This is a genomic window from Pseudomonas sp. LS_2, from assembly GCF_042709235.1.
In the GTDB taxonomy this organism is placed as follows: domain Bacteria; phylum Pseudomonadota; class Gammaproteobacteria; order Pseudomonadales; family Pseudomonadaceae; genus Aquipseudomonas.
Genome location: NZ_JAVAYC010000013.1, coordinates 75,504 through 98,819, shown reverse-complemented (window position 1 = coordinate 98,819; position 23,316 = coordinate 75,504). Strand labels below are relative to the sequence as shown.

Genomic DNA, 23,316 nt, shown 5'->3' with positions numbered 1-23,316 from the left:
AGGGCTGAAGCCGCCATTGGCCTCCTCGCAAAGCCGGGCATTGGCTATCGGGCCGGCGCAGAGGCGGCGTTAAGGTAGCGCCATTGCCAACCGCAGTATTTTGGAGACGACCATGCACGAACGTATCGAATGGGCCAAGCACGCCCCTGACGCCTACAAGGCCATGATCGGCCTGGAGCAAGCCCTGGCCAAGTGCGGCCTGGAGCACTCGCTGCTGGAGCTGGTACGCCTGCGCGCCTCGCAAATCAACGGCTGCGCCTATTGCGTGAACATGCACGCCAACGACGCCCGCAAGGCCGGCGAAACCGAGGCACGCCTGCAGACCCTGAGCGTGTGGCAGGAGACCCAGTACTTCACCCCCCGCGAACGTGCTGCCATGGCCTGGCTGGAAAGCCTGACCCGCTTGCCCGAGCGCGGTGCCCCGCAGTCGGAGTACGAGGCGCTGCTGGAGCACTTTACCCCAGCAGAAGTAGCCAACCTGACCTTGGCGATCGCCACCATCAATGCCTGGAACCGCTTTGGCGTGGGCTTCGCAATGGTGCCGGCCTAATTCGGCTTGAGCCGTTGGCGGTAGCGCCCAGGGCTACAGCCGGTCCATTTCTTGAACGCCCGGTGAAACGCGCTGGGTTCCTGGAACCCGGTGTACTCGGCGATCTCGGCAATGCTCAGGCGGCCTTCGCGCAAGCGCTCGAAGGCCATGGCCCGGCGCACTTCGTCCTTGAGCTGCTGATACGAGCGCCCTTCGCGCTCCAGCTGGCGGCGAAAGGTACTGGCGCTCAGGCCCTTGCGCTCGGCCATCGCCGCCAGCGTCGGCCACTGCCCGTAATGCCGCGCACGCAGGTGGCGGTACACCTCGGCCACCAGGCCACCCTGGTTGCGAAAACGGATCACCAAGCCTTGCGGCGCGCTGCGCAGGAAGGTTTTCAACGCCGCCAGGTCCTGCACCACCGGCAGGCGCAACAAGGCGCTGTCGAACTCCACCTCGGTACGCCCACTGCCCAGGCGCAGGTCCGGCCCCCACAGCAACGCATCGTCCTCCTGGGCTGGGCGCGCCAGGGCGAACTCCGTACGGTCGATGGCGATACGCCGTCCGGCCAACCAGCACAGCAAACCCACCACCAGCACCAGGTAGGTTTCCTCGGCGTACACCCGGGCCAGCGGGTCGCCCAAGGTCGATTGCACGCTGAGCACCACGCGAGCGCCACGCACGGTGAAACTGCCACGCAAATCGCGCAGGAACAGGCTGAAGTTGCCCAGGCACTGGCGCAGCGCCTTCTCAAGGTTAGGCTCCTGGATCAGCCCGCGGCAGATCAGGGCAAAGCTGCCGAGCGGCATGCCGTGGCTGTCCAGGCCGAAGAATTCGTCGTCCAGGCGCTGGATCAGCGCCAGCCACAGTGCGGCGAACGCCTTGGCCGGCACCCGGGCCTGTGGCTGGGCCAGCAGTGCCGGGTCGATGCCCACCGCCTGCAACTGCGCATCGCGCTCGGCCGGTTGGTCGCGCAGGGCGTGCAGCATCGCGTTGAGAAAGTAAACGGCGACCGAATCGCTATCGCGCATGGCGGTTTTTCGCTGTCTATGCTGAGTGGCAAAAAATGCCAGGTTGACTGAACAGTTTCGGCATAGGCCCACCCCAGGCCTTTGCCTAGACTCGGGACCCATCCGGGCCGGCGGCCATTCTCGCAGAGCCACGCCGTACCCGCCATGCTTGCCAAGGGAGCCTTTCATGAGCCGTGCAGAAATCTACGTCGTCAGTGCCGTCCGTTCCGCCATCGGCAGTTTCGGCGGGTCACTCAAGGACCTGCCGCTGGCCGACCTCGCCACCACCGTCAGCCGCGCGGCCATCGAGCGCGCCGGTATCGCGGCCGAGCAGGTCGGCCATGTGGTGATGGGCAATGTGATTCCCACCGAACCGCGCGATGCCTACCTCGGCCGGGTGGCCGCGATGAACGCCGGGATCCCCAAGGAAACCCCGGCGTTCAACGTCAACCGTCTGTGCGGCTCGGGCCTGCAGGCCATCGTGTCGGCGGCCCAGAGCCTGCTGTTGGGCGACACCGACGTAGCCCTGGCCGCCGGCGCCGAATCCATGAGCCGCAGCCCCTACCTGCTGCCGCAAGCCCGCTGGGGCGCGCGCATGGGCGACCTGCAGGGCATCGACTACATGGTCGGCATTCTCCAGGACCCCTTCGAACACTTCCACATGGGCATCACCGCCGAGAATGTCGCGAGCAAGCATGGCATCACCCGCGAAATGCAGGATGAGCTTGCCCTGACCAGCCAGCGCCGTGCGGCGCGCGCCCTCGCCGAAGGGCGCTTCGATGGCCAGATCGTGCCGATCGAACTCAAGACTCGCAAAGGCAGCGTGCAGTTCACCGTGGACGAGCACGTGCGCGGCGACGTCAGTGCCGAGCAGTTGGCCGGCATGAAGGCTGTGTTCAAGAAAGATGGCAGCGTCACCGCCGGCAACGCCAGCGGCATCAACGACGGTGCCGCCGGCCTGGTGCTGGCCACCGCTGATGCGGTACGCCGCCTGGGCCTGAAGCCCCTGGCGCGGCTGGTGGCCTACGCCCACGCCGGGGTGGAGCCGGAGCTGATGGGGCTGGGGCCGATTCCGGCCACCCGCAAAGTGCTGGAGAAGGCCGGCCTCTCGGTGCACGACCTGGATGTGATCGAGTCCAACGAAGCCTTCGCCGCCCAGGCCTGCGCCGTGGCCCAGACGCTCGGCTTCGACCCGGAGAAGGTCAACCCCAACGGCTCGGGCATTTCCCTGGGCCACCCGGTAGGCGCCACTGGCGCGATCATCGCCACCAAGGCCTTGCATGAGCTGCAACGCGTACAGGGCCGCTACGCCCTGGCAACCATGTGCATCGGCGGCGGCCAAGGCATCGCCGTGGTCTTCGAGCGCGTCTGAGAGGAGTGACGACATGAGCATCCAGCAAATCGCCGTGATTGGCGCCGGCACCATGGGCAACGGCATCGCCCAGGTGTGTGCGGTGGCCGGCTACCAGGTCCTGGTCATCGATGTTTCCGAGGCTGCGCTGGAGCGTGGCGTGGCGACCCTGGGCAAGAACCTCGAGCGCCAGGTCAACAAAGGCACCCTTCAGGCCGACCAGGCCGAAGCGGCCAAGGCGCGCATCCGCACCAGCACCGACTACACCCAGCTCGAGCACACTCAGCTGGTGATCGAGGCGGCCACCGAGAACCTCTCCCTCAAGCAACGCATCCTGCAACAGGTGGCGGCGCATGTCGCGCTGGACTGCCTGATCGCGACCAACACCTCGTCGTTGTCGGTGACCCAACTGGGCGCCAGCATCGAGAACCCCGAGCGCTTCATTGGCGTGCATTTCTTCAACCCGGTGCCGATGATGGCCCTGGTCGAGATCATCCGCGGCCTGCAAACCAGCGACGACACCTACGCCCAGGCCCTGCTGGTGACCGAGAAGCTGGGCAAGACCCCGATCAGCGCAGGCAATCGCCCAGGCTTCGTGGTCAACCGTATCCTGGTGCCGATGATCAACGAGGCGATCTTCGTGCGCCAGGAAGGCCTGGCCAGCGCAGAAGACATCGACACCGGCATGCGCCTTGGCTGTAACCAGCCAATCGGCCCATTGGCCCTGGCCGACCTGATCGGCCTGGACACCCTGCTGGCGATCATGGAGGCCTTCCACGAGGGCTTCAACGACAGTAAGTACCGCCCTGCCCCGTTGCTCAAGGAGATGGTTGCCGCCGGCTACCTGGGACGCAAGAGCGGCCGCGGCTTCTTCAGCTACTGAGGAGCGTGCGCCATGCCGGTCACCGCTGAACTGCGCTGTGCCAACTTCGAGGAACGCCGCGACAAGGCCATGGCGCTGTTCGCCGAGAAAGGCTTCGGCCAGGTCAGCATGCGCGAGCTGGCCGCCCATGTAGGGCTGACGGCGGGGTCGCTGTACCACCATTTCCCAAGCAAGCAGGACCTGTTGTTCGACCTGATCGAAGAGCTCTACGACGAGCTGTTGGCCACCCTGGAGCACGGCCGCCGTGCGTTGCCCCGGGGCAAGTCGGCGCTATCCTGCCTGATTGCCGTCCATTGGCAACTGCACACCGAAAGGCCGTTGCAGTTTCGCCTGGCCGAGCGGGATTTCTGCTGCCTGAGCGAAGAGCAACAGATACGCCTGAATGCGTTGCGCCAGCGCTATGAAAGTGGCTTGCTGCGGCTGGTGGCGCCACGCGCGCATGCGAGCCCGCAGGTGCTGGAGGCGACCGGGCATGTGCTGGCCAATTTGCTCAACCAGTTGCCGGGGGTGTTGCAAGGGCGTGGGCTGAGTGAGGTGCAGGGGGTGGGGTTGATGGAAGGGTTGGTAGTCGGAGGGATGGAGCGGGTATTGCGCTAGCCTGTTCCGGCCTCTTCGCGGGCAAGCCCGCTCCTGCAGGTTCTGCGCTGTACCTGCAGGAGCGGGCTTGCCCGCAAGGGGTTTACCAGGCTATTCGATCAGGCGATCGCCGCATCCACCAATACCTGCGCCTCTTGCACCAGACGCTGCAGGTGCGCTTCGTCGACGAAGCTCTCGGCGTAGATCTTGTAGATGTCTTCAGTACCGGACGGCCGTGCGGCGAACCAGCCATTGGCGGTCATCACCTTCAGACCGCCGATGGCCTGCCCGTTGCCTGGAGCATGGCTGAGCACCTGCACGATCGGCTCGCCGGCCAGCTCGGTGGACTTGACCTGCTCCGGCGACAACTTGCCCAGCAGGGCCTTCTGCCGCGCATCGGCCTTGGCCTCGACACGGGTGGCGAACGGCTTGCCCAGCGCCTGGGTGAGGTCGGCGTAGGCCTGGCTGGGGTTGCGACCGGTGCGTGCGGTCATCTCGGCGGCCAGCAGCGCCGGGATCAGGCCGTCCTTGTCGGTGGCCCACACGCTGCCATCCAGACGCAGGAACGAGGCGCCGGCGCTTTCCTCGCCGCCGAAGCCCAGCGAGCCCTCGAACAGGCCCTGGGCAAAGAACTTGAAGCCCACCGGCACCTCGTACAACTCGCGGCCCAAGCGCTCGGTGACGCGATCGATCAACCCGCTGCTGACCACGGTCTTGCCTACCGCCGCGTCGCTGCGCCATTGCGGGCGGTGGCGGAACAGATAGTCGATGGCCACGGCCAGGTAGTTGTTCGGCTGCAACAGGCCGTCAGCGGTGACGATGCCATGGCGGTCGTGGTCCGGATCACAGGCGAAGGCCACGTCGAAGCGCTCGCGCAGGCCGATAAGACCCTGCATGGCGTGTGGCGACGACGGGTCCATGCGGATCTGCCCATCCCAGTCGACGGTCATGAAGCGGAAGGTCGGGTCGACCTCGGTGTTCACCACTTCCAGGTTCAGCTGGTAGCGCTCGGCGATCGCCGACCAATAGCGCACCCCTGCCCCACCCAGCGGGTCGACGCCCAGGCGCAGGTTGGCCTTGCGGATCACCTCGAAGTCGATGACGTTTTCAAGGTCCGCTACGTAGTGGGTCACATAGTCATGGCGCTGGGTGGTCGGCGCCTGCAGTGCCTGGGCATGCGCCATGCGCTTGACCCCGGCCAGGTCGGCTACCAGCAGTTCATTGGCCTTGGCCTCGATCCACTTGGTTACATCGCTGTCGGCCGGGCCGCCATTGGGCGGGTTGTACTTGAAACCGCCACTTTGCGGCGGGTTGTGCGACGGGGTGATGACGATGCCGTCTGCCAGGCCCTGCTGGCGACCACGGTTGTAGCAAAGAATGGCGTGGGACACGGCAGGCGTCGGGGTGTACTCGTCATCCTTGGACAGCATCACCTGCACGCCGTTGGCCGCCAGCACTTCCAGCGCGCTGGCTGCCGCCGGGGCTGACAGGGCATGGGTGTCGGCACCGATGAACAGTGGGCCGGTGATGCCTTTCTCCTGGCGATACAGGCAGATGGCCTGGGTGATCGCCAGTACGTGGTACTCGTTGAAGCTCAGCTCGAACGAGGTGCCGCGGTGCCCGGAAGTGCCGAAGGCCACGCGCTGGGACGCCACCTGGGCGTCGGGACGGCCGGTGTAGTAGGCGGTCAACAGGCGGGGGATATCGACCAGCACGCTGGCCGGAGCCGGCTTGCCTGCCAAAGGACTGAACGTCATGCAGAACCTCGAGTTCAACGGGATGTTGGTGTTGGAACGCGCAGTGTACTGGGAGTTTCGACGCCGTGCGATGGGGGCACCGAGGTGTGCACCGAGGGCACGCCCCACCAGCTGGGAAACATCTGCTGCACACGGGCATCGGCGAAGCGTTCGTCGATCAGCAGCAACACGCCGCGGTCCTGGTCGCCGCGGATGACTCGCCCTGCCGCCTGGATCACCTTGCGCACGCCGGGGTACAGGTAGGCGTAGTCGAACCCTGCCCCGAACTGGCGCCCCAGGCGCTGCTTGAACTGCTCGTTGACCGGGTTTACCTGGGGCAGCCCGAGGGTAGCGACGAAGGCGCCGATCAGGCGACTGCCCGGCAGGTCCACGCCCTCGCCGAAGGCCCCGCCCAGCACGGCGAAGCCAATGCCCTGCCCCTCGGCCACGAAACGCCCCAGAAAGGCCTCGCGCGCCGTTTCGTCCATGCCCGGCGCCTGTGCCCACTGGGCAATGCCGGGGTAACGCTGGGCGAACAGCCCGGCCACCTGGGCCAGGTATTCGAAACTGCTGAAGAACGCCAGGTAGTTGCCGGGCTGGCGCTGGTACTGCTCGGCGATCAGCTCGACGATCGGCGCCAGCGATGCCTGGCGCTGTTGGTAGCGGGTGCTGACCTGGCTGGCGATGCGTACTTGCAGTTGCTCGGCACGAAACGGCGCCGAGACGTCCAGCCAGGCCGTGTCGCCGGGCATGCCCAGCAGGTCGGCATAGAACTGCCGGGGACCGAGGGTGGCCGAGAACAACGTGACGCTGCGCGCCGCGCTCATACGCGGAGCCAGCAGGCGCGCCGGCACCACGTTGCGCAGCGCCAGGGTGGCGAGCTTTCGGCTGCGCGGACCGTCGCGCAGGCTCACATCGAACAGGTAGTGCTCATCGAAACCTTCGGCTACCCGGCTGAATTGCAAGGCCTGGAAATAGAACTGCAACAGCGCGGGGTCGAGGCCCGCGGGGGACTGTTCCATACGTTCCTGGATCAAGCCCAGGCACTGCTGCAACGCCCCCAGGAAGGCCGTGGGCACCTGCTCGACGGCCTGGTACGGCGCCCGCTGCCCCTTGTACAGGGCATTCCACTGGCGATTGAGGCGCTCCAGCGCGCTCGCCAAGCCTTCGGGTTTCGCCTGGCGCAGCGCCAGCAACTGCCCCTGGTCGAGGCTGGCGCTGTACATGGCGCGCCCGCGCTCGACCAGGTTGTGCGCTTCATCCACCAACACCGCGACCCGCCATTGGTTGACCTGACTGAGGCCGAACAGCAAGGCGTGGGCATCGAAGTAGTAGTTGTAGTCGGCCACCACCACATCCACCCAACGGGCCATTTCCTGGCCCAGGTAGTAGGGACAGACCTGGTGCGCCAATGCGACTTCGCGCAGTGCCGCGCGGTCGAGCATGGGCACGCGGGCGGCTGCTTCGCGGGCGGCGGGCAGCCGGTCGTAGAAGCCCTTGGCCAGGGGGCAGGCCTCGCCATGGCAGGCGAGCCCTGGGTGTTCGCAGGCTTTGTCCCGGGCGATGAGTTCCAGGGTACGCAGTGCCGGCAAGGTGCCTTGGGCGGTGACCTGACGTACTGCGTCCAGGGCCAGGGCGCGGCCAGGGGTTTTGGCGGTGAGGAAGAACACCTTGTCCAGCTGCTGCGGCACCATGGCCTTGAGCAACGGGAACAAGGTGCCGAGGGTCTTGCCGATGCCGGTGCTGGCCTGGGCCATCAGGCAGCGGCCCGTGCTGACCGCCTTGTAGAGCGTTTCGGCCAGCTGCCGCTGGCCCTGGCGAAACTGCGCGTAGGGAAAGCCCAGGGCCTGCAAGCCCTGGTCGCGCTCGCCGAGACGCTGCGCCTGGGCTTTGGCCCATTCGACAAAGCAGATGCACTGGGCCTCGAAGAACTGGCGCAGCTCATCGGCGCTGTGCGGCTCGAGGAACACGGTCTGGCGGTCGCTGTCGACGTCCAGGTAAACCAGGGCCACATCGATGGTGTCCAGGCCGCGCACCTGGCACAGCAGCCATGCGTATACCTTGGCCTGGGCCCAGTGCAACTGGCGGTGGTTGTGCGGCTGGCGTGCAAGGTCGCCGCGGTGGGTCTTGATTTCTTCCAGGCGGTTGCGGGCCGGGTCGTAGCCGTCGGCGCGACCACGTACCCGCAGCCCTTGGAACACCCCTTCCAGGGCGATCTCCGACTCGTAGCCCGCACCGCGCCGCGCCACAACCCGCTGGTGGCCCTGGATGCCCTCCAGGGCCGTGGGCGATGGCGTGAAACGCAGGTCCAGATCGCCGACCTTGGCGCTGAATTCGCACAAGGCACGCACTGCAACGCTGGCGATCATGCGTCGGCCTCGCACCAACGCACGCGGCACACCGCAACGGGCAAACCCTGTTCGTGGCAGAACTCCAGCCAGCGCAGCTGGTTGTCCTGCAGGCGGTCGCCAGGCCCCTTTACCTCGACCATGCGGTAGCGCCCCTGGTCGGGCCAGAACTGGATCAGGTCCGGCATACCGGCGCGGTTGTTGCGAATATCCTGCAACAGGCGCAGAAAACACTGCTTGAGGTGCGCGGCGGGCAGGCAGGCCAGGGCCTGTTCGAGCAGGCTGGCATCGAGCATCTGCCAGAACACGAAGGGCGATTGCAGCCCTTGTTTGGCGGCGAAGCACTGGCGCATGGCGGCCACATGACTGCCATCGTCCAACTTGCCCAGGCAGGCGTCGAACAGCGCCCCGCGGCGCTGCTGGAAGTCATCGTCGTACAGGTCCTGCGGACCGGCCTGGAACGGGTGGAAGAACGCTCCCGGCAGCGGCGCGAAGATCGCCTCCCAGCACAGCAGCCCGAACAGGCTGTTGAACAAGGTGTTCTCTACGTAATGCACCTGGCCGCCCTGCTCGGCCAGGTGGCGGCGCACCGCCTCCTCCACGCCCAGTGCCGCCAGCGCTCGCGGCAGTTGCAGTTCGATTACCTGCAACGGTGCGCCCTGGCGACGAGGTTGCGGTGGGCCACCGAGCTTGCGCGCCAGCCGTGGCAGCATGCGTGCCAGGGCTTGTGTCTCCAGGGGGTTGGCGGGCGCTTCGGCCATGTGCAGGGCCAGCGCCTGCGCCTGCTGCCATTGTTCACTGCGCTCGAACACCCGCACCTGGCGAATGCGCGCCTGCGGGTGGTCACAACCGTCGTACACCGCCAAGGCCAGGTCCCAGTCGCCCAGGCGCTCGCAGCGCTGGCCCAAGGCAAACAGCAAGCGCGCGCGGCGCCGAGCCAGCCAAGGGTTGTCACTGTGCAGCCCGTGCAACGCCTGAAGCAAAATTCCCGGCGCCTCGCCTTGCTCCAGGCGCTCGGCGCAGTGGTGCAGGGCCAGCGCCAGATCGACCTCGTGGCGCTCGCGCAGGGCACGCGAGCTAGCGCCGAACGCCACCTGTTCGTAGCGGAACACCCCAAGGTCGGCGAGCACGAATTCCGACCAGTCCTGATACAGGTTGCCGAAGTACAGCAGGCGCAAGCGGTCGCACAGCGGTTGCAGGCGCCAATGCAGGATGTTCAGGGTCGCGGCGGCGTACCACTCGAGCAGCGGCCTTGGCACCAGGGAATGAGCCTGCAACTGGGTCAGCAGGTCTGCCTTCGAGGCCCTTGGACGAGAGAGTTGGGCGGTGAAGCACTGCGCCAGTTCATCCTTGCGCAGCACCGCGAACAACTGCTCCAGCCCCAGGACCGGGCGGTCGCACACCCATCCCATGGCCAGCAGTGGCGCCAGCGCCACGTCGAGATCGCCGATTTCGGCGTAGTCGAGCTTGTCGCTGCGAAACCACTCGCCTTTGCGCATGACCATGCGCACCAGCAGTGCCTGCGCAGGTTGCGCCAAGGTGGCGAAATCTTGGATGAAGGCAAGCTCCTCGGGTTCGAGCAGGTCGGTATAACGCTGCTCGACCCAGGCCAGCACCTGGCGGAAATTGTGCAGGTAGTAGAAAGGGTCGTCGACGGAGTGAGCGATCACGGCAGGCATTCAGAGAGTGCAAAGCACTGGTTATACATACAGACCAGCACTACAGGCAACCCCGCCGGATCGGCGGTCACTCGATCTCGCAGCCCGAGCGTTGCGGTACCGGCTCGAATGCCAGGGCCAATCGGCGCACGGCCTCACGCAGCTCAGGCAATTGCTCGCCATGCCAGGCCAGCGACAGGCACTGCTGGTAGCGTCCTTGCAGGCTGAACTGCTCACCGGGTACCACCGACAGCACCGTGCCCGACAACGCGGCCAAGGCCCGGGGGACGTCCATCGGATCGTGCAGCCTGCACCACAAGGCCCTGCCACCTTGCGGACAGGTGAACGTCAGCTGTGCCCCCAGTTGTACTTCCACTTCCTGGCACAACTGCGCCATGTGCGCCGCCAGCTCGCCGCGCACATGGTGCAAGTGGCTGTCGATATCGCCGCGGCTGTACAGATGCGCCACCGCCTGCTGACGCAACGGCGGCAAGACGAAGCTGCGCTGTGCGAACGCTTCGCGCAGCCGACCCTGGCGGCCGAGCACGTAGGCATAGGGCGCCTCCATGCCCACCACTGCCTCCAGCGAACCCAGCACCAATAGCCGCCGAGGGTCGACCCGGTCACGCAGGCGCGTGGCCGGCGGTTTTGCGAAGCAATGCTCGCTGTCCAGGTCGTTCTCCAGCAGCCAGGTGGGGTAGCGGGCCAGCAGCGTGGCGACAGCGTGCTGGTCATGGGCGGCCAGCAGGTGCCCCCCGGGGGTACTCAGGCACGAGGGCAGCAACAGCAGGCGCACCGACTCGCGCCTGAACAGGCGCTCAAGCTGTGGCAGGTCGAGGCCGCGGCGCTCGTCCAGCGTCACTTCGAGCACCCGCATGCCCGTCTGGTGCAGGGCTTTGAGCAATCGCCAGCAGCAGGGAGTGGCGACCACGACGGTGCTGTCTTGCAGTTGCAGACCGGCCAGCAGGGTCTGTAGCAAAGCATGCACATCGGTGGCCAGGTGCACGTCTTCGGCGCGCCAGTAACCACTTGAAGACGCTGTGTAGCGGGCCGCCAACACACTGCGCAGTTGCACCGGCCCAGCCATCCGCGCCTGCCCGGGCTGGGTGGGTGCCTGACGTGCCAGGCGTCGCTCCTGTGCCAGCAGCGCTCGCTCCAGGCGACCGAACGGTAGCGGCGCCAGGCCGAAGGGCTGCCCCGCCAACCCCAGCGTCGATACCGAAGCCAGCACAGCAGTTGCCTGGCTGGGCAAGCGCACGAAGTAGCCCGACCTGGGCAGGGTACTGACCCGCCCCTCGCGTTCCAGCAAGCTGTAGGCGCTCTGCACCGTCGCCAGCGAGACCCGCAACCGCCGGGCCAGGTCGCGTAGTGACGGCAAGCGCGTGTCACCGCCCTGCTCGGCTTGGGCGATCAGGGTTTCGAGGTAGCGATAGACTGTCTGGTAGGCAAATTCGCCGCGTGCCGACCGACCCATCAGGTGACCGCCCAGGCCTTCGTTTGGCTGTACAGCTCAACGGGCGGCAGCAGGCGCAAGTGCGCATCGCGGCGCGCCAGGCTGGCCAGCAAGTGCATCGCCGGCGGCGCGACACGGTCGGCATACAGGGCGCGTAGCTGCGCCAAGGTCAAGCCGCTGGTGTCGAGCAGCCATTGCTGCACGGTGTCTGGGCAAGGCTTGCCCTGCAAGGCCTGGTGCAGGTAGGGCAATGCCACGCGCATGCTTGGATGGCAGCGCTTGAGAAACAGGCCCAGCCCGCGGCCACGGTGGTTGAATGGGGTGAACAACGCACAAGCCAATTGTGTATCGCCGATACCATAGCTTTGCAAGAACAGCGCCTTGGCTTGCTCGCGCAGCGCCTGGGCGCACAGGTTTTCACCGGCACCTTGCAGCAATTGCTGGTGCAGCCCGCGCAAATGAGCCAGCGCCAGCGGATCGAAGAACGCCCCCAGTGGCGAAACGAGCCCGGCGCCAAGGTGGCGCATGCCCAGCATCTGCACCAGCCGATCGTGCTCGCCTTGGATGTACAACAACTCATCGACGGCAATCAGCCGCAACGCGGGCGGGCGCTCGGTAGCCGTGACCAGCGCTGGCACGTTGTCCAGCGGTGAAGCCAGCACCCGGCTCAGACGCCCCAGTGCCTCGCAGAGCGCACCCGCACACGGGTGGGCACCCGGCAGCCCACGTTCACCGGCCAGGCGCATACCCGCCCTGACCCAGGCCAGGTAGCGGCGGCGCTGGCGCTCCGGTATCGCGGTAACCAGGGCACTGGCCCCGCCCTTCCAGGCCAGCAACGGCTGGCAGGCCTCAGCCAGTTCCAAGTGCAGTCGACTACCCAGCAACGCCTCGGGACGCCCACCGCTCAGGTGCCCTAACAACAGCATGCCCTGGCGGGCCCTGGGTGAACCGCCATCGGCGGGCTGTCGCCGGGCGCAAAAGGGCTGCACCTGCCCCCCACTGAGCATCAGCAATTCCACCCGTGGGTCATCCTGCAGGAACAAGGTGCTGAATGCGCGCTCGTGGTCATCGAGCAGCTCTTCGCGCAATGCCGGCTGGCACCCCACCACGACCCTCAGGTGGAACGTTTGCGGGCTGCGCAGGGCGATACTCAACTGGGCTGCCCGTAGCATCGCCAGCAGCCCGGCGCTGCGTGGGTCGTTCGCATGCAGCACCAGCAGGCGGAACTCGCCGATGTATTCCAGGCCCCCGGCGGCCACCAGCAGACGCTGGATCAGCAACTGCACCGATGCCCGCTGTGCCTGGGACATATGGTCCAGTACACGCTGTAGAACTTGCTGGTAGATATAGTGCATGGCTTGATCATGGATATTGCTCATTGCGTCACTCCGTTCCTTCGACGCGCCCGTGACAACTCAGCGTTTAAACCCAGTACACGGAAGCGAATTAAACTTGAAGATATTTCCCACAATGTTTTGGGAAACTTTGAAGTGACATCTACTGTCGCCAAGCCATAGAGAAAAACGAATGCCGCTGTCGTCCTTGCACGACCAGCGCGCCTGTATCCTTGGACCGCCCCATGCTCATGCCACGCTCCTTTGCGCAAACTGTCACCGGGCCATTATCAGGGGTTACGAAATCAAAAACAGATACAGATCACAGTAAAAAAACCATTCAGGCGAAACGTATAATCCACACGCTTTCAGCCGATTTCCTCTGGCAAAAGGATAGCCAGCGAAAAACACGCTGAACACAAAGAAAAAACATAAATGCCTGTCAGGCTATTAACTTAGTTTCGTAGGAACAATCCGAAAAAAAACCGGGCAATGCCCGGTTTTTATTTTCATTACAAAAAGTCAGTCGTGGCTCATTTCCAGGACCACCCGACCACCGCAAGGGCACTCATCCATATGTCGATGCGCCTCGACCACCTGCTCGAACGGGTAAACCTTGACGATCTGCGGAGTCAGCAACTTGTCGGCGGTGAACTGATTGATATCACGCAGGGCTCGCTGAACGGCGACCTGGTCCTGGCAGATGCCAAGCTCCGGCTTGCCGGTAAAATTGCCGATGCAGTGCACGTAGAACTGGATGTTCTTCTGGAACGCCGCACAGGCCGGGAACGGGGTCTGGTTGCCGCCTTGCAGGCCATACAGCACCAGGCTGCCACGAGGCGCCAACACGTCGCCAAGCAGCGACATCTGCGGCCCGCCCATGCCATCGAGGACCATGTCGACACCACGACCATCGGTGTACTTGCCCACCTGCATCAGCAGGTCCTGCTCTTCGGTGACGATCACCTTGTCGGCGCCCAGGCCCAGCAGGTATTCACGCTGCTCGGGCTCCTTGGTGGCGGCGAACACCTTCAGCCCCAGGGCCTTGCCCAGTTGCACGAAGGCCGGGCCGGCACAGTGGCTGGCGTCAGTGACCAGTGCGGTCTGCCCGGCCTTGGCGCGGGCCAGGTCGACGTAGGCGAAATAGGCGACCAGCATCGGCGTGTAGTGCACGCTGGCCTCGATCGCCGTCAGGGTATCGGGATAACGGGTAATTGCAGTGCGCGGCAACACGATGACATCGCCGTAAACCGGGTGGTCGTTGGCGCTGGCCGCCGGGAAACTGGCAACCCGATCGCCCACCGTGATGTCGTCTACGCCAGTGCCGACTGCCGTCACAACACCCGCCATCTCGTGGCCGATGCCGGCTGGCAGGCTGACCTTGGAGGATGCCAGGTTTTGCCGCCAGAGTACGTCATACCAGCTGATGCCGATTGCCTCGACACGCACCTGCACCTCGCCTGCCGCGGGTGACGGCTCAGCCTGCTCCTCGCAACGGAGCACGTCGGCAGTGCCGAACTTGTGGAACCGGATCATGCGGGACATCGCATACCTCGCCTTTGTGAACCTCGTATTACCCCGGACTTTATCCGGGCTTTGCACGTTAGACCATCAGTGGCCATTAATAGTCGACATGCCTGTCATTGATTGGGCTCCCCGCAATTCCATGCATTGGCCCCCGTAAACCCGTGCAGCGTAACAGTCTTTGGCCTTAATATTCACCCCTGCCCCAACTCTTAGGCGAAACGCATCGATGAACCGGAACGACCTGCGCCGCGTAGACCTGAACCTGCTGATCGTATTCGAAACGCTCATGCACGAGCGCAGCGTGACCCGCGCCGCCGAGAAGCTGTTTCTCGGCCAGCCGGCGATCAGTGCGGCGTTGTCGCGCCTGCGCAACCTGTTCGACGACCCGTTATTCGTACGCACTGGTCGCAGCATGGAGCCGTCGGCACGGGCGCACGAGATCTTCTCGCTGCTGTCGCCGGCGCTGGACTCGATCTCCACTGCCGTGAGCCGTGCCGCCGAGTTCGACCCGGCCACCAGCACCTCGGTGTTCCGCATCGGCCTATCCGACGATGCCGAGTTCGCCTTGCTGCCGCAGTTGCTCAAGCGCATTCGCGCCGAGGCGCCGGGTATCGTGCTGGTGGTGCGCCGGGTCAATTACCTGCTTATGCCGACCCTGCTGGCCTCGGGCGAAATTTCCGTGGGCGTGAGCTACACCAGCGAACTGCCGGCCAACGCCAAGCGCAAGGTGCTGCGGCGCAGCATGCCCAAGTTGCTGCGCGCCGACAGCGTGCCCGGCAGCATCACCCTGGACGACTTCTGCGCCCGCCCCCACGCGTTGGTGTCGTACGCGGGCGACCTTTCCGGGTTCATCGACGAGGCCTTGGACGAGATCGGCCGCAAGCGCCAGGTGGTATTGGCCGTGCCGCAGTTCAACGGCCTGGGCAGCCTGCTGGCCGGTACCGACATCGTCGCCACCGTGCCGGATTACACCGCCGACGTGCTTACCGCAGGCGGTGGTCTGCGGGCTGAGGAGCTGCCGATTCCGGTGCAGAGCTTCGAGCTGCACATGGCCTGGCGCGGCGCACAGGACAACGACCCGGCGGAGAGGTGGTTGAGGTCGCGGATACAAATGTTTTTTGGCGACCCCGACAGTCTTTAGGGGCTTCGCGCCTGCGTGTTAGCTGGTCATTTCTGCGCTTTTCTAGCCTCGAAGAGCCATTTACTTCCAGCGAATTGCTACATTTGGGGCATATTTGGGGGCATGAATTGGATGGTTTGAGAAGGATGCCCCCAAGCGTCATTGTTGTCCTGTAGAGGCGGCCCGCAAACTGACAAGCATCCGGGCAATATCCTGACCCTCACATCGTCGCAATGACAACTTTGCATTTATCGCCGTAACGGAGAAAAGCAAGGTGCGCTAGCCTGCAAATTCGCCAACACTTTCTCCTACTCCAAATTTACCTCAGCCTCTCGTGCTGGGATCACTGCGCCATGTAACTGAGCACGAAGGCGCTCATGCATCATTGCGCTGACCACCAGCCAGACACGGGTGACCTCTTGTTGAGCCTCCTACCCGCTTCTGCGTGATCCGCAGAAATCCAAGATTGACCACGTAAGGACCATTCCTTACCATTCAGTCAATACATTCGGGAGAACACTCATGCCTGCCATCCACGAAATCGCCACGTTGACCTCAAAGGGGCAGATCACACTGCCCAAATCCGTTCGCCAGCTTTTGGGCGTTGACACTGGTGGCAAGATTGCATTCGACGTACGCGGGGGTGAAATCGTGGTCAGCCGCGTAGAAACCACCCACGAAGACCCTGCCATCGGTGCGTTCCTGGGTTTGCTGGAGGCTGATGTCCGAGGCGGCCGCAACCTCACCACTCTGCCAGAAGACTTGGCGCAAACCCTGCTCGCCAACGCAAAGCACTCCGTAAACCTGGACGAAGATATCGAGGGTGAGGTTGCGATCTGATGCTGCGACATGGCTGGACACTGTTGTTCCATGAAGGTGTGATTTTACAGCTACGCAAATTGCAAGAAGCCGCCGCCCGGGCCGAGCAGAACGACCCGCAAGGTTTTGAGAGCAACGCCAACGTCAAGCTGTTTCGGGCATTGAGCCATCTGATCATGGAGGCTGTACCTGCCGACCCAGGCCGTGATGAGTTCCGCCAAGGCAACACGCTGGGCACCGCCTACAGACATTGGCGCCGCGCAAAAATCGGCAGGCGCTTTCGGCTGTTCTTTCGCTACGACTCAAGGTCCAAGGTCATCGTCTATGCATGGGTCAACGACGAAAATACCCTACGGTCCGCAGGCAGCAAATCCGATCCCTACGCCGTATTCGAGAAGATGCTGGGCCGCCGCAACCCTCCTGATGACTGGGATGCGCTGACTGCTGCGACGCGTAGCGACTGGGACGAGCCCAAAGCATAAGTTGCGCGACTGGGTGAGGGATGAATCTTCTCGATCATGCGGTCGCCGATGTACTTACCGGTGTTCTGATCACAGCTGTTCCGTTAGCTGCTATTTCTGTATTCGATCAGAACAAAGGCGAGTTCCTATTCCGCCGCATCGGCACCAAGGCACTAGACGTCCCCTGATGTAACCGCAGAGCCAAGGCCAATATCGGCATAAGCGGTACCTGGGCACGCGGGCGCTCGCATTCGACCGCCCGCGAGCCGCGCCTGACTACCCCAGATCATGCCTACCGATCCCACATCGGCGTTCCCGCCCAAGCTGGATTCGGTCAACTGCGGTCATCCGCGAAAGCAGCTTTCGGGAAGAAGCGGCCAGTTGAGCTTTTTGGCAGACAGGCTCCTCACGCAGCGGATCAGGCGATGGTCTGCACTGTTCCGCCTTCTGCACGAATCGCCGAACCATTGATCACCGCAGCACGCTCGCTGGACAGGAACGCGACTACATTTGCGACCTCTGCAGGTTTGGCCAGGCGGTAGATCAGCGAAGAGGGACGATTCTCCTGCATGAACTTCTTTTCTGCGTCTTCATAAGGCAGTCCCGGATTCACAGACTCGATGAACCGCTTGAGGTTTTCTGTCTCGGTAGGCCCTGGCAGCACGGCGTTGACGGTCACGGAGGTGCCCTTGGTCAGCTCGGCAAGGCTGCGGGAGATCGACAGTTGCGTAGCCTTACTCGCGCTGTAATGGGCCATCGCAGCCATCGGAGTCAGTGCGACTTCGCTTGAGATGAAAATTACCCGGCCATGGCCGCGCTTCAGCATGCCCTTCATGTAGGTACGGGCCAACCGCACCCCGCTCCAGACGTTGGTCTCGAACATGCGCTGCCAGTCTTCATCACGGGTGCTGAAGAAGTCACTCAGCTCATAGGTGCCCATATTGTTGATCAGGATGTCGACCTGCGGATATTCGGCGGCTGCGACCGCCTCGCCACCAGCCTGACTGACATCTGCAACGAGGGGAAGAGCACGCCCTTCGCCAAAACGCTTGTTTAGCTCGCTGACGCGCTGCGCTACGCCAGCTTCACTACGCCCGTTGATGATCACGCGAGCCCCATCTTCCAGGAGCTGCGTGGCAATCGCCAAGCCGATGCCTGCGGTGGAGGCGCTTACCAATGCTGTCTTGCCTTCTAAACCAAGGTTCATACCATTCTCCAACGTTGAATTGAGGGGCGGATCAGTCCGCTGGGGAGCAGTGTGGAGGTCTTCGAATACATTGATTAGCGCATGCAATGGAATATGATTGCAGAAGAAAATTCACATATAGGATGAGGTCATGGACAGCCGTAGCGGAGAGATGCTGGTCTTCAGCAAGGTCGTCGAAACGGGCAGTTTTTCTGCCGCAGGCAAGCTACTGAACCTGACGCCTTCAGCGGTAAGCAAGCTCATCTCCCGGCTGGAAGATCGATTAGGTGTGCTCCTTTTCGAGCGCTCTACACGTCAGTTGGCAATCACCGGTGAAGGTGGCCGTTTCTACGATAGTTGCGTCCGGATACTCAACGACATAGACGAGGCGGAGCACGACGCCTTCGGCTCATCTGCGGCCCCGAGTGGCCTTCTGCGCATCAATACTTCGGTGCCTTTCGGCACGCATCAGCTTCTCCCGATCATCAGAGACTTCAACCTCAGGTATCCCGACATCACACTCGATCTATCGCTGACCGACGCCTTGGTTGATCTGAAGCGCGAACGCATTGATGTAGCGATACGCATGGGGCCGCTGGACGACGCCAGCTTTCGTGCACGCATCTTGGGGCAAAGCCGCCGCGCGGTCGTGGCTTCACCGGGGTATTTGGCTCGACAGGGTGTACCGAGAACGCCGGATGAGCTGGAAAATCATCGTTGCTTCAACTTCAACTTCCGCCGATCCCGTGACGAGTGGCCGTTCAAGCTGAACCAGCAAACCCAGTACCTGGCGGTGCGCGGCGATATGCTGACCAACAATGGCGAAACCATGCGCCAGATGACGATCAATGGGCTGGGGATTAGCCGGCTAGGAATGTTCCATGTCGCAGAGGACCTGAAGGCAGGTCGGCTCGTCGAACTGCTGGCTGATTTCAATCCAGGGGACACCGAGGAGATCCATGCGATCTTCAACCACCAACGCTACATGCCACAACGAGTAAGGGTCTTCATCGACTTCCTGGTTGAGCGAGTCGGGCCGTTGTTGGCGCTCTAAGCTCAGAATAAGCTGACCTACAACGTCTGGGGATTGAATGAATGTGACTCATATCCAGACCGGTGGGCAGACCACCCCGCTTCTCGTATCATTGCTCCTCCTCACCTGGAATGATTTTCGTGAAGCCTTCACCTGGAAGTGACTCGCCGATCCAATCGAATTCTAACGGGCCGAAATGGGATGTCGGCGAAGCTGTCAGCCAGCTTTCCTGGGACGACTTGCGGATCATCAAAACGCTAAGTGACTGCAGCAACCGCACCGCGACGGCCAAGAAGCTCGGCATCAATGTCTCCACCGTCTCGCGCCGGGTCGCACAAGTCGAGAAGACGCTTGGGGTCGCGCTTTTCGATCATCGCAAGGCGGGGTATCTGCTGACTGCCGAAGGTGCCGAGCTACGTGCGCTGGCCGAGCGCGTTGAGCTGGACATCGTCAGTGTCACCCGCAGGGTGTCCCGTGCCGGCCAAGGCCCCCTGGGAAAGCTGCGAATCACTACCAGTGACTCGCTGCTGCTGTACTTTCTCACGCCGATCATCGCGGACTTCCAAGCCCTCAATGAGGGGATCACCATCGAAGTACTGGTCGGCAACCAGACGTTGAGTTTGGCGAGGGACGAGTCGGATATCGCGGTGCGCGCGACAAAAAAACCTACCGACACCCTCGTGGGTCGCAAGCTCGCAAACATCGCTTGGGCGGCATATGGCAGCGTCAAGCAGGCGGCGATTGCCAATCCCTTCGCTGAGGGTCAGCCATGGGTGTCCTACTCGGGCGGCTTGTGCGGTCTGAAGGCAACGAGCTATGTCGAATGTCGGGTGCCCTCGCAGCACATCTCTTACCGCACTGATTCCGTGGCGGCAGCAAGTGCCGCCATTGCGGCGGGCCTGGGTTTTGGCTTCCTCCCCTGCATGCTGGGCGACATTACCCCAGGATTGGTTCGGGCCGGCCCAGTGGTACAGGAGCTTCAGGATGAGTTGTGGCTGCTTACCCACCAGGACATCAGGAAGTCCTGGCGAGTGAAAGCATTCATGACGTTCTGCGCGGCGGCAGTAGCCGACCTCAAACCCCTGGTCGAAGGTCAGCAGGCCATCCCGGCTTCCTAGTTGAAACCGGGAGCGCCGGTCACTTGGCCTGCGCACCGATCACCGCACGGCACACAATCTCGATCAGTTGAGGACGCTGGGCGAGCCGCGATACACCGATGATATTGCTGGCCGCCTGCGGGCGCTCGGTGCCATAGGCCGCCTTGCGCACCTTGCCGACTACGGCAAAGGCTGCGTCCATGTCCAACACATATAGCGTCTCCTCAACGACATCCTGCATCGTGGCACCATACAAGGCCAACAACTTGGCAATGTTGTCGTAGGAAACCCGCATCTGCTCGCCCATTGAAGAGAAATCGCTCGGACGACCGTCAGCATCCAGCGGCGCCGGCGCTACCAGGTTGCCCTCTTCGTCATGGTTGAACTGTCCCGAGATGAAGATCTCGCTTCCAACTCGCCGCGCTTGCGGATAGCCGTAGCCCTCTTCCCATGGAACGCCCCAATAGGCGGTGTCGTCGTTGAAAGGTCGTGAAGCGGCCATTGGATTCTCCTTGGCGAAAAATGGATCGACGTGATCCTACCGGCGGAGATCCTAGCATCGGATTGGACGCTACCAATGGTGCATTAATGCGCCTGCAAGAGCGCAAAAGTGCGCCACTGTTTCCCTGAGTGTTTCGCTATCTTGTGCTGGGAATCGGCGACGACCCGCCGGAAAAACTCTCGCCACCGTTCAGCAAAAGGGAAGAACAATGAGCAATCCACACACTGAAGTCCTGACCCCGCTCAACAGCCAACTGATCTTCATCGATCAGCAACCGCAAATGGCTTTCGGCGTCCAGAGCATTGACCGGCAGACGCTGAAGAACAATACCGTGGGCCTGGCCAAAGCAGCCAAGATCTTTAATGTGCCCACCCTATTCACCACGGTCGAAACCGAGCGTTTTTCCGGGCATACCTACCCCGAGCTGCTCGCGGTTTTCCCTGCCGCGCCGTTGCTTGAGCGCACGTCCATGAACTCATGGGACGACCAGAAGGTTCGTGATGCGCTGAAGAAGAATGGTCGGAACAAGATCATCGTGTCAGGCCTGTGGACTGAGGTCTGCAACACCAGCTTCGCACTGTCCGCCATGCATGATGCAGGCTATGAGATCTACATGGTTGCCGACGCGTCCGGAGGCACGACCAAGGAGGCTCACGACTACGCCATGCAGCGCATGATCCAGGCGGGCGTGGTTCCAGTCACCTGGCAGCAGGTGCTACTGGAGTGGCAGCGCGACTGGAAAAACCGCGACACCTACGATGCTGTCATGGACCTGGTCAAAGAGCACTCGGGCGCCTACGGCATGGGCGTCGATTACGCCTATACCATGGTGCACAAAGCGCCAGAGCGCGTTCAGCACGGCCCCACCCTGCCACCCGTGGCCGCAACGATCTAACCCCCCTCAGGCCCAGGCTTGGTTTCTGACCTACAAGCGGGGCTGGCATGAGCTGATCCGGGCTGGTGAATCGCGACACAATGCTCTGAAGACTCAAGGGACTTCAGCGAACGGTGCCGCCCGGATCAACCATCTTCAGATTTTTCAGGATGAATTGATCCCATGAAGAGTGCTATTGGCATCGCTGTAGCCACTGCCGCGATTCAGTCGACAGGGCGGCGCAAACCCTGGCGAGTCACAACGGCCAAGCAAATGATGTTGGATCATTTGGATACCGGCATATCGGTCACGGCACTTGCCGAAGCGTGCGGATTGTCGCGCAGTCATTTTTCACGAATGTTCAAAGAATTCACACACGTATCCCCGCAGCAGTGGTTGCGGGAGCAGCGGCTTAGGAAGAGTAAAGTGCTGCTGGAAGCGTCGACGATGATGCTTACCGAGATCGCTCTGGAGTGCGGCTTCTACGATCAGCCACATTTCTGTCGAGCGTTTATGAAATCCGAAGGGCTAACACCTCAGGCATGGAAGCAACAGGCAGCTTCACCGGAAGGAGGTGGTGCGCGAGATGACCACCAAGGCCGGGCAGAAATGCACCGCCATCCGTCGAGCCATCGTGCCGGCCAGGCATATCGACGCGGTGGCCACCCGCCTGCGCGAGCGCCTGAGCAAGGTGGTGGTCGGTGACCCATCGGTCGAAGGCGTGCGCATGGGCGCTCTGGCCTCCCATGATCAGCAGCGCGACGTCGGCGAACGAGTGCGCAGCCTGCTGCAAAGTTGCGAACAGTTGTTCGGTGCCAGCGATGGCTTCGCCCCGCGCGGGGAAGGTGTAGCCGAAGGCGCGTTCTTCGCCCCGACGCTGCTCCAGGCCCGCGACCCGAATGCCGAAGGCGGCGCTCATGACATCGAAGCGTTCGGCCCGGTGAGTACGCTGATGGCCTACGACGACCTGGACCACGCTCTGGCCCTGGCTGCACGCGGCAAAGGCAGCCTGGTGGCGTCCCTGGTAACCGCCGACCGCGCGGTAGCGGCGAAGGCCATCCCGGTCGCAGCCGCGTGGCACGGGCGCCTGCTGGTGCTCGACAGCGAAGCTGCGCAGGAGTCCACCGGCCACGGTTCGCCACTGCCGCAACTCAAGCACGGCGGCCCTGGCCGTGCCGGTGGCGGTGAAGAGCTGGGCGGCCTGCGCGCGGTCAAGCATTACCTGCAACGCGCAGCGGTTCAGGGTTCGCCAAGCATGCTCAGCGCCGTGACCGGTGAATACGTGCGTGGAGCCGAAGTGATCGAGACCGAGGTACACCCATTCCGCCGCTACTTCGAGGAGCTGCGCATCGGTGAGTCGTTGCTGACCCACCGCCGCACCGTGACCGAAGCCGACCTGGTCAACTTCGGCTGCCTGTCGGGCGACCATTTCTACATGCATTTCGACGAGATCGCAGCCAAGGAGTCGCAGTTCGGCAAGCGCATCGCCCATGGCTACTTCGTGCTGTCGGCGGCTGCCGGACTGTTCGTGTCCCCAGGCGCAGGCCCGGTGCTGGCTAACTACGGGCTGGATACGCTGCGCTTCATCAACCCGGTAGGCATCGGCGACACCCTTCAGGCGCGGCTGACCTGCAAGCGCAAGATCGACCAGGGCAAGACCAGCCCCCTGGGGCAGCCGCAGGGCGTGGTGGCCTGGGACGTGGAGGTGACCAACCAACTGGAGGAAATCGTTGCCAGCTACGACATTTTGACGTTGGTATTGAAGAAGGGGTGACCGGTACATCCTGCACGGGGCCGCTCTGCAGCCATCGTCGGCACGCGA

20 protein-coding genes and 2 pseudogenes are annotated in these 23,316 nt (G+C 63.2%); 13 read left to right on the top strand and 9 right to left on the bottom strand.

What is annotated here, in order from left to right; translation table 11 throughout:
• The first annotated feature begins 112 nt into the window (after window positions 1-112).
• Complete coding sequence (locus tag RAC97_RS14170; RefSeq protein ID WP_375099093.1) at window positions 113-550, top strand: carboxymuconolactone decarboxylase family protein; 438 nt, start codon at window positions 113-115, stop codon at window positions 548-550.
• Here the strand turns inward: RAC97_RS14170 and RAC97_RS14165 are convergent.
• Window positions 547-1,557: an AraC family transcriptional regulator ligand-binding domain-containing protein gene (locus tag RAC97_RS14165; protein ID WP_375099092.1), complete on the bottom strand. Its 1,011-nt coding sequence runs from the start codon at window positions 1,555-1,557 to the stop codon at window positions 547-549. The genes RAC97_RS14170 and RAC97_RS14165 overlap by 4 nt on opposite strands.
• 166 nt (window positions 1,558-1,723) lie before the next feature.
• On the opposite strand from RAC97_RS14165, the gene RAC97_RS14160 reads away from it, so the two are divergent.
• The 3 genes from RAC97_RS14160 to RAC97_RS14150 are packed head-to-tail and all read left to right on the top strand — an operon-like array spanning window position 1,724 to window position 4,367.
• Window positions 1,724-2,908, top strand: coding sequence for an acetyl-CoA C-acyltransferase family protein (locus tag RAC97_RS14160; RefSeq protein WP_375099091.1), 1,185 nt, complete (start codon window positions 1,724-1,726; stop codon window positions 2,906-2,908).
• A gap of 13 nt (window positions 2,909-2,921) precedes the next feature.
• Window positions 2,922-3,770 carry a 3-hydroxybutyryl-CoA dehydrogenase gene (locus RAC97_RS14155; RefSeq protein ID WP_375099090.1) on the top strand — a complete coding sequence of 283 codons (849 nt, stop codon included), beginning with the start codon at window positions 2,922-2,924 and terminating at the stop codon, window positions 3,768-3,770.
• Window positions 3,771-3,782: 12 nt separating this feature from the next.
• Entirely contained in the window at window positions 3,783-4,367 is a 585-nt protein-coding gene (locus RAC97_RS14150) for a TetR/AcrR family transcriptional regulator (RefSeq protein ID WP_375099089.1), read from the top strand.
• A 98-nt stretch (window positions 4,368-4,465) separates the two neighbouring features.
• On the opposite strand, the gene pgm is transcribed toward RAC97_RS14150, so the two are convergent.
• From pgm to RAC97_RS14120, 6 genes are all read right to left on the bottom strand, one after another.
• Window positions 4,466-6,103 carry a phosphoglucomutase (alpha-D-glucose-1,6-bisphosphate-dependent) gene (gene pgm, locus RAC97_RS14145; protein ID WP_375099088.1) on the bottom strand — a complete coding sequence of 546 codons (1,638 nt, stop codon included), beginning with the start codon at window positions 6,101-6,103 and terminating at the stop codon, window positions 4,466-4,468.
• 14 nt (window positions 6,104-6,117) lie between these two features.
• The gene (locus tag RAC97_RS14140; protein ID WP_375099087.1) at window positions 6,118-8,451 is read right to left on the bottom strand and encodes a helicase C-terminal domain-containing protein; all 2,334 of its coding nucleotides are present in this window, start codon (window positions 8,449-8,451) and stop codon (window positions 6,118-6,120) included.
• Window positions 8,448-10,100: a VRR-NUC domain-containing protein gene (locus RAC97_RS14135; RefSeq protein WP_375099086.1), complete on the bottom strand. Its 1,653-nt coding sequence runs from the start codon at window positions 10,098-10,100 to the stop codon at window positions 8,448-8,450. Before RAC97_RS14135 ends, RAC97_RS14140 begins: the two co-directional genes overlap by 4 nt.
• 76 nt (window positions 10,101-10,176) lie before the next feature.
• The gene (locus RAC97_RS14130; protein WP_375099085.1) at window positions 10,177-11,562 is read right to left on the bottom strand and encodes a GntR family transcriptional regulator; all 1,386 of its coding nucleotides are present in this window, start codon (window positions 11,560-11,562) and stop codon (window positions 10,177-10,179) included.
• Window positions 11,562-12,920 (bottom strand): hypothetical protein, encoded by a 1,359-nt coding sequence (locus tag RAC97_RS14125; protein ID WP_375099084.1) that lies wholly within the window; start codon window positions 12,918-12,920, stop codon window positions 11,562-11,564. The genes RAC97_RS14130 and RAC97_RS14125 overlap by 1 nt, the downstream gene beginning before the upstream one ends.
• 477 nt (window positions 12,921-13,397) lie before the next feature.
• Window positions 13,398-14,420 carry a zinc-dependent alcohol dehydrogenase family protein gene (locus tag RAC97_RS14120; RefSeq protein WP_375099083.1) on the bottom strand — a complete coding sequence of 341 codons (1,023 nt, stop codon included), beginning with the start codon at window positions 14,418-14,420 and terminating at the stop codon, window positions 13,398-13,400.
• 208 nt (window positions 14,421-14,628) lie between these two features.
• Between RAC97_RS14120 and RAC97_RS14115 the strand changes: the two genes are divergently transcribed.
• From RAC97_RS14115 to RAC97_RS14100, 4 genes are all read left to right on the top strand, one after another.
• The gene (locus tag RAC97_RS14115; protein ID WP_375099082.1) at window positions 14,629-15,543 is read left to right on the top strand and encodes a LysR family transcriptional regulator; all 915 of its coding nucleotides are present in this window, start codon (window positions 14,629-14,631) and stop codon (window positions 15,541-15,543) included.
• A gap of 501 nt (window positions 15,544-16,044) precedes the next feature.
• The gene (locus tag RAC97_RS14110) at window positions 16,045-16,362 is read left to right on the top strand and encodes a type II toxin-antitoxin system PrlF family antitoxin (RefSeq protein WP_375099081.1); all 318 of its coding nucleotides are present in this window, start codon (window positions 16,045-16,047) and stop codon (window positions 16,360-16,362) included.
• On the top strand, window positions 16,362-16,823 hold the full coding sequence (locus RAC97_RS14105; RefSeq protein WP_375099080.1) for a type II toxin-antitoxin system YhaV family toxin: 462 nt from the start codon (window positions 16,362-16,364) through the stop codon (window positions 16,821-16,823). Before RAC97_RS14110 ends, RAC97_RS14105 begins: the two co-directional genes overlap by 1 nt.
• A 20-nt stretch (window positions 16,824-16,843) precedes the next feature.
• Window positions 16,844-16,990, top strand: coding sequence for a hypothetical protein (locus RAC97_RS14100; RefSeq protein WP_375099079.1), 147 nt, complete (start codon window positions 16,844-16,846; stop codon window positions 16,988-16,990).
• Window positions 16,991-17,220: 230 nt separating this feature from the next.
• On the opposite strand, the gene RAC97_RS14095 is transcribed toward RAC97_RS14100, so the two are convergent.
• On the bottom strand, window positions 17,221-18,009 hold the full coding sequence (locus RAC97_RS14095) for an SDR family NAD(P)-dependent oxidoreductase (RefSeq protein ID WP_375099078.1): 789 nt from the start codon (window positions 18,007-18,009) through the stop codon (window positions 17,221-17,223).
• A gap of 130 nt (window positions 18,010-18,139) precedes the next feature.
• On the opposite strand from RAC97_RS14095, the gene RAC97_RS14090 reads away from it, so the two are divergent.
• On the top strand, window positions 18,140-19,042 hold the full coding sequence (locus RAC97_RS14090; protein WP_375099077.1) for a LysR family transcriptional regulator: 903 nt from the start codon (window positions 18,140-18,142) through the stop codon (window positions 19,040-19,042).
• 110 nt (window positions 19,043-19,152) lie between these two features.
• Entirely contained in the window at window positions 19,153-20,139 is a 987-nt protein-coding gene (locus RAC97_RS14085) for a LysR family transcriptional regulator (protein WP_375099076.1), read from the top strand.
• A 19-nt stretch (window positions 20,140-20,158) separates the two neighbouring features.
• On the opposite strand, the gene RAC97_RS14080 is transcribed toward RAC97_RS14085, so the two are convergent.
• Window positions 20,159-20,620, bottom strand: coding sequence for a RidA family protein (locus tag RAC97_RS14080; protein ID WP_375099075.1), 462 nt, complete (start codon window positions 20,618-20,620; stop codon window positions 20,159-20,161).
• A 208-nt stretch (window positions 20,621-20,828) separates the two neighbouring features.
• On the opposite strand from RAC97_RS14080, the gene RAC97_RS14075 reads away from it, so the two are divergent.
• From RAC97_RS14075 to paaZ, 3 genes and pseudogenes are all read left to right on the top strand, one after another.
• A complete protein-coding gene (locus RAC97_RS14075) occupies window positions 20,829-21,515 on the top strand; it encodes a hydrolase (RefSeq protein WP_375099074.1) in 687 nt (228 codons plus the stop codon).
• 162 nt (window positions 21,516-21,677) lie between these two features.
• Window positions 21,678-22,055: pseudogene (locus RAC97_RS14070) on the top strand (helix-turn-helix domain-containing protein); the annotation flags it as partial.
• Window positions 22,054-23,268 (top strand): annotated as a pseudogene (paaZ, locus tag RAC97_RS14065) (phenylacetic acid degradation bifunctional protein PaaZ); the annotation flags it as partial. The pseudogenes RAC97_RS14070 and paaZ, both read left to right, overlap by 2 nt.
• Window positions 23,269-23,316: the final 48 nt, after the last annotated feature.

Coding starts and splice junctions, on each gene's coding strand:
- RAC97_RS14170 (WP_375099093.1), top strand. CDS start 113: ATGCACGAACGTATCGAATGGGCCAAGCACGCCCCTGACGCCTACAAG.
- RAC97_RS14165 (WP_375099092.1), bottom strand. CDS start 1,557: ATGCGCGATAGCGATTCGGTCGCCGTTTACTTTCTCAACGCGATGCTG.
- RAC97_RS14160 (WP_375099091.1), top strand. CDS start 1,724: ATGAGCCGTGCAGAAATCTACGTCGTCAGTGCCGTCCGTTCCGCCATC.
- RAC97_RS14155 (WP_375099090.1), top strand. CDS start 2,922: ATGAGCATCCAGCAAATCGCCGTGATTGGCGCCGGCACCATGGGCAAC.
- RAC97_RS14150 (WP_375099089.1), top strand. CDS start 3,783: ATGCCGGTCACCGCTGAACTGCGCTGTGCCAACTTCGAGGAACGCCGC.
- pgm (WP_375099088.1), bottom strand. CDS start 6,103: ATGACGTTCAGTCCTTTGGCAGGCAAGCCGGCTCCGGCCAGCGTGCTG.
- RAC97_RS14140 (WP_375099087.1), bottom strand. CDS start 8,451: ATGATCGCCAGCGTTGCAGTGCGTGCCTTGTGCGAATTCAGCGCCAAG.
- RAC97_RS14130 (WP_375099085.1), bottom strand. CDS start 11,562: ATGGGTCGGTCGGCACGCGGCGAATTTGCCTACCAGACAGTCTATCGC.
- RAC97_RS14125 (WP_375099084.1), bottom strand. CDS start 12,920: ATGAGCAATATCCATGATCAAGCCATGCACTATATCTACCAGCAAGTT.
- RAC97_RS14120 (WP_375099083.1), bottom strand. CDS start 14,420: ATGTCCCGCATGATCCGGTTCCACAAGTTCGGCACTGCCGACGTGCTC.
- RAC97_RS14115 (WP_375099082.1), top strand. CDS start 14,629: ATGAACCGGAACGACCTGCGCCGCGTAGACCTGAACCTGCTGATCGTA.
- RAC97_RS14110 (WP_375099081.1), top strand. CDS start 16,045: ATGCCTGCCATCCACGAAATCGCCACGTTGACCTCAAAGGGGCAGATC.
- RAC97_RS14105 (WP_375099080.1), top strand. CDS start 16,362: ATGCTGCGACATGGCTGGACACTGTTGTTCCATGAAGGTGTGATTTTA.
- RAC97_RS14100 (WP_375099079.1), top strand. CDS start 16,844: ATGAATCTTCTCGATCATGCGGTCGCCGATGTACTTACCGGTGTTCTG.
- RAC97_RS14095 (WP_375099078.1), bottom strand. CDS start 18,009: ATGAACCTTGGTTTAGAAGGCAAGACAGCATTGGTAAGCGCCTCCACC.
- RAC97_RS14090 (WP_375099077.1), top strand. CDS start 18,140: ATGGACAGCCGTAGCGGAGAGATGCTGGTCTTCAGCAAGGTCGTCGAA.
- RAC97_RS14085 (WP_375099076.1), top strand. CDS start 19,153: ATGATTTTCGTGAAGCCTTCACCTGGAAGTGACTCGCCGATCCAATCG.
- RAC97_RS14080 (WP_375099075.1), bottom strand. CDS start 20,620: ATGGCCGCTTCACGACCTTTCAACGACGACACCGCCTATTGGGGCGTT.
- RAC97_RS14075 (WP_375099074.1), top strand. CDS start 20,829: ATGAGCAATCCACACACTGAAGTCCTGACCCCGCTCAACAGCCAACTG.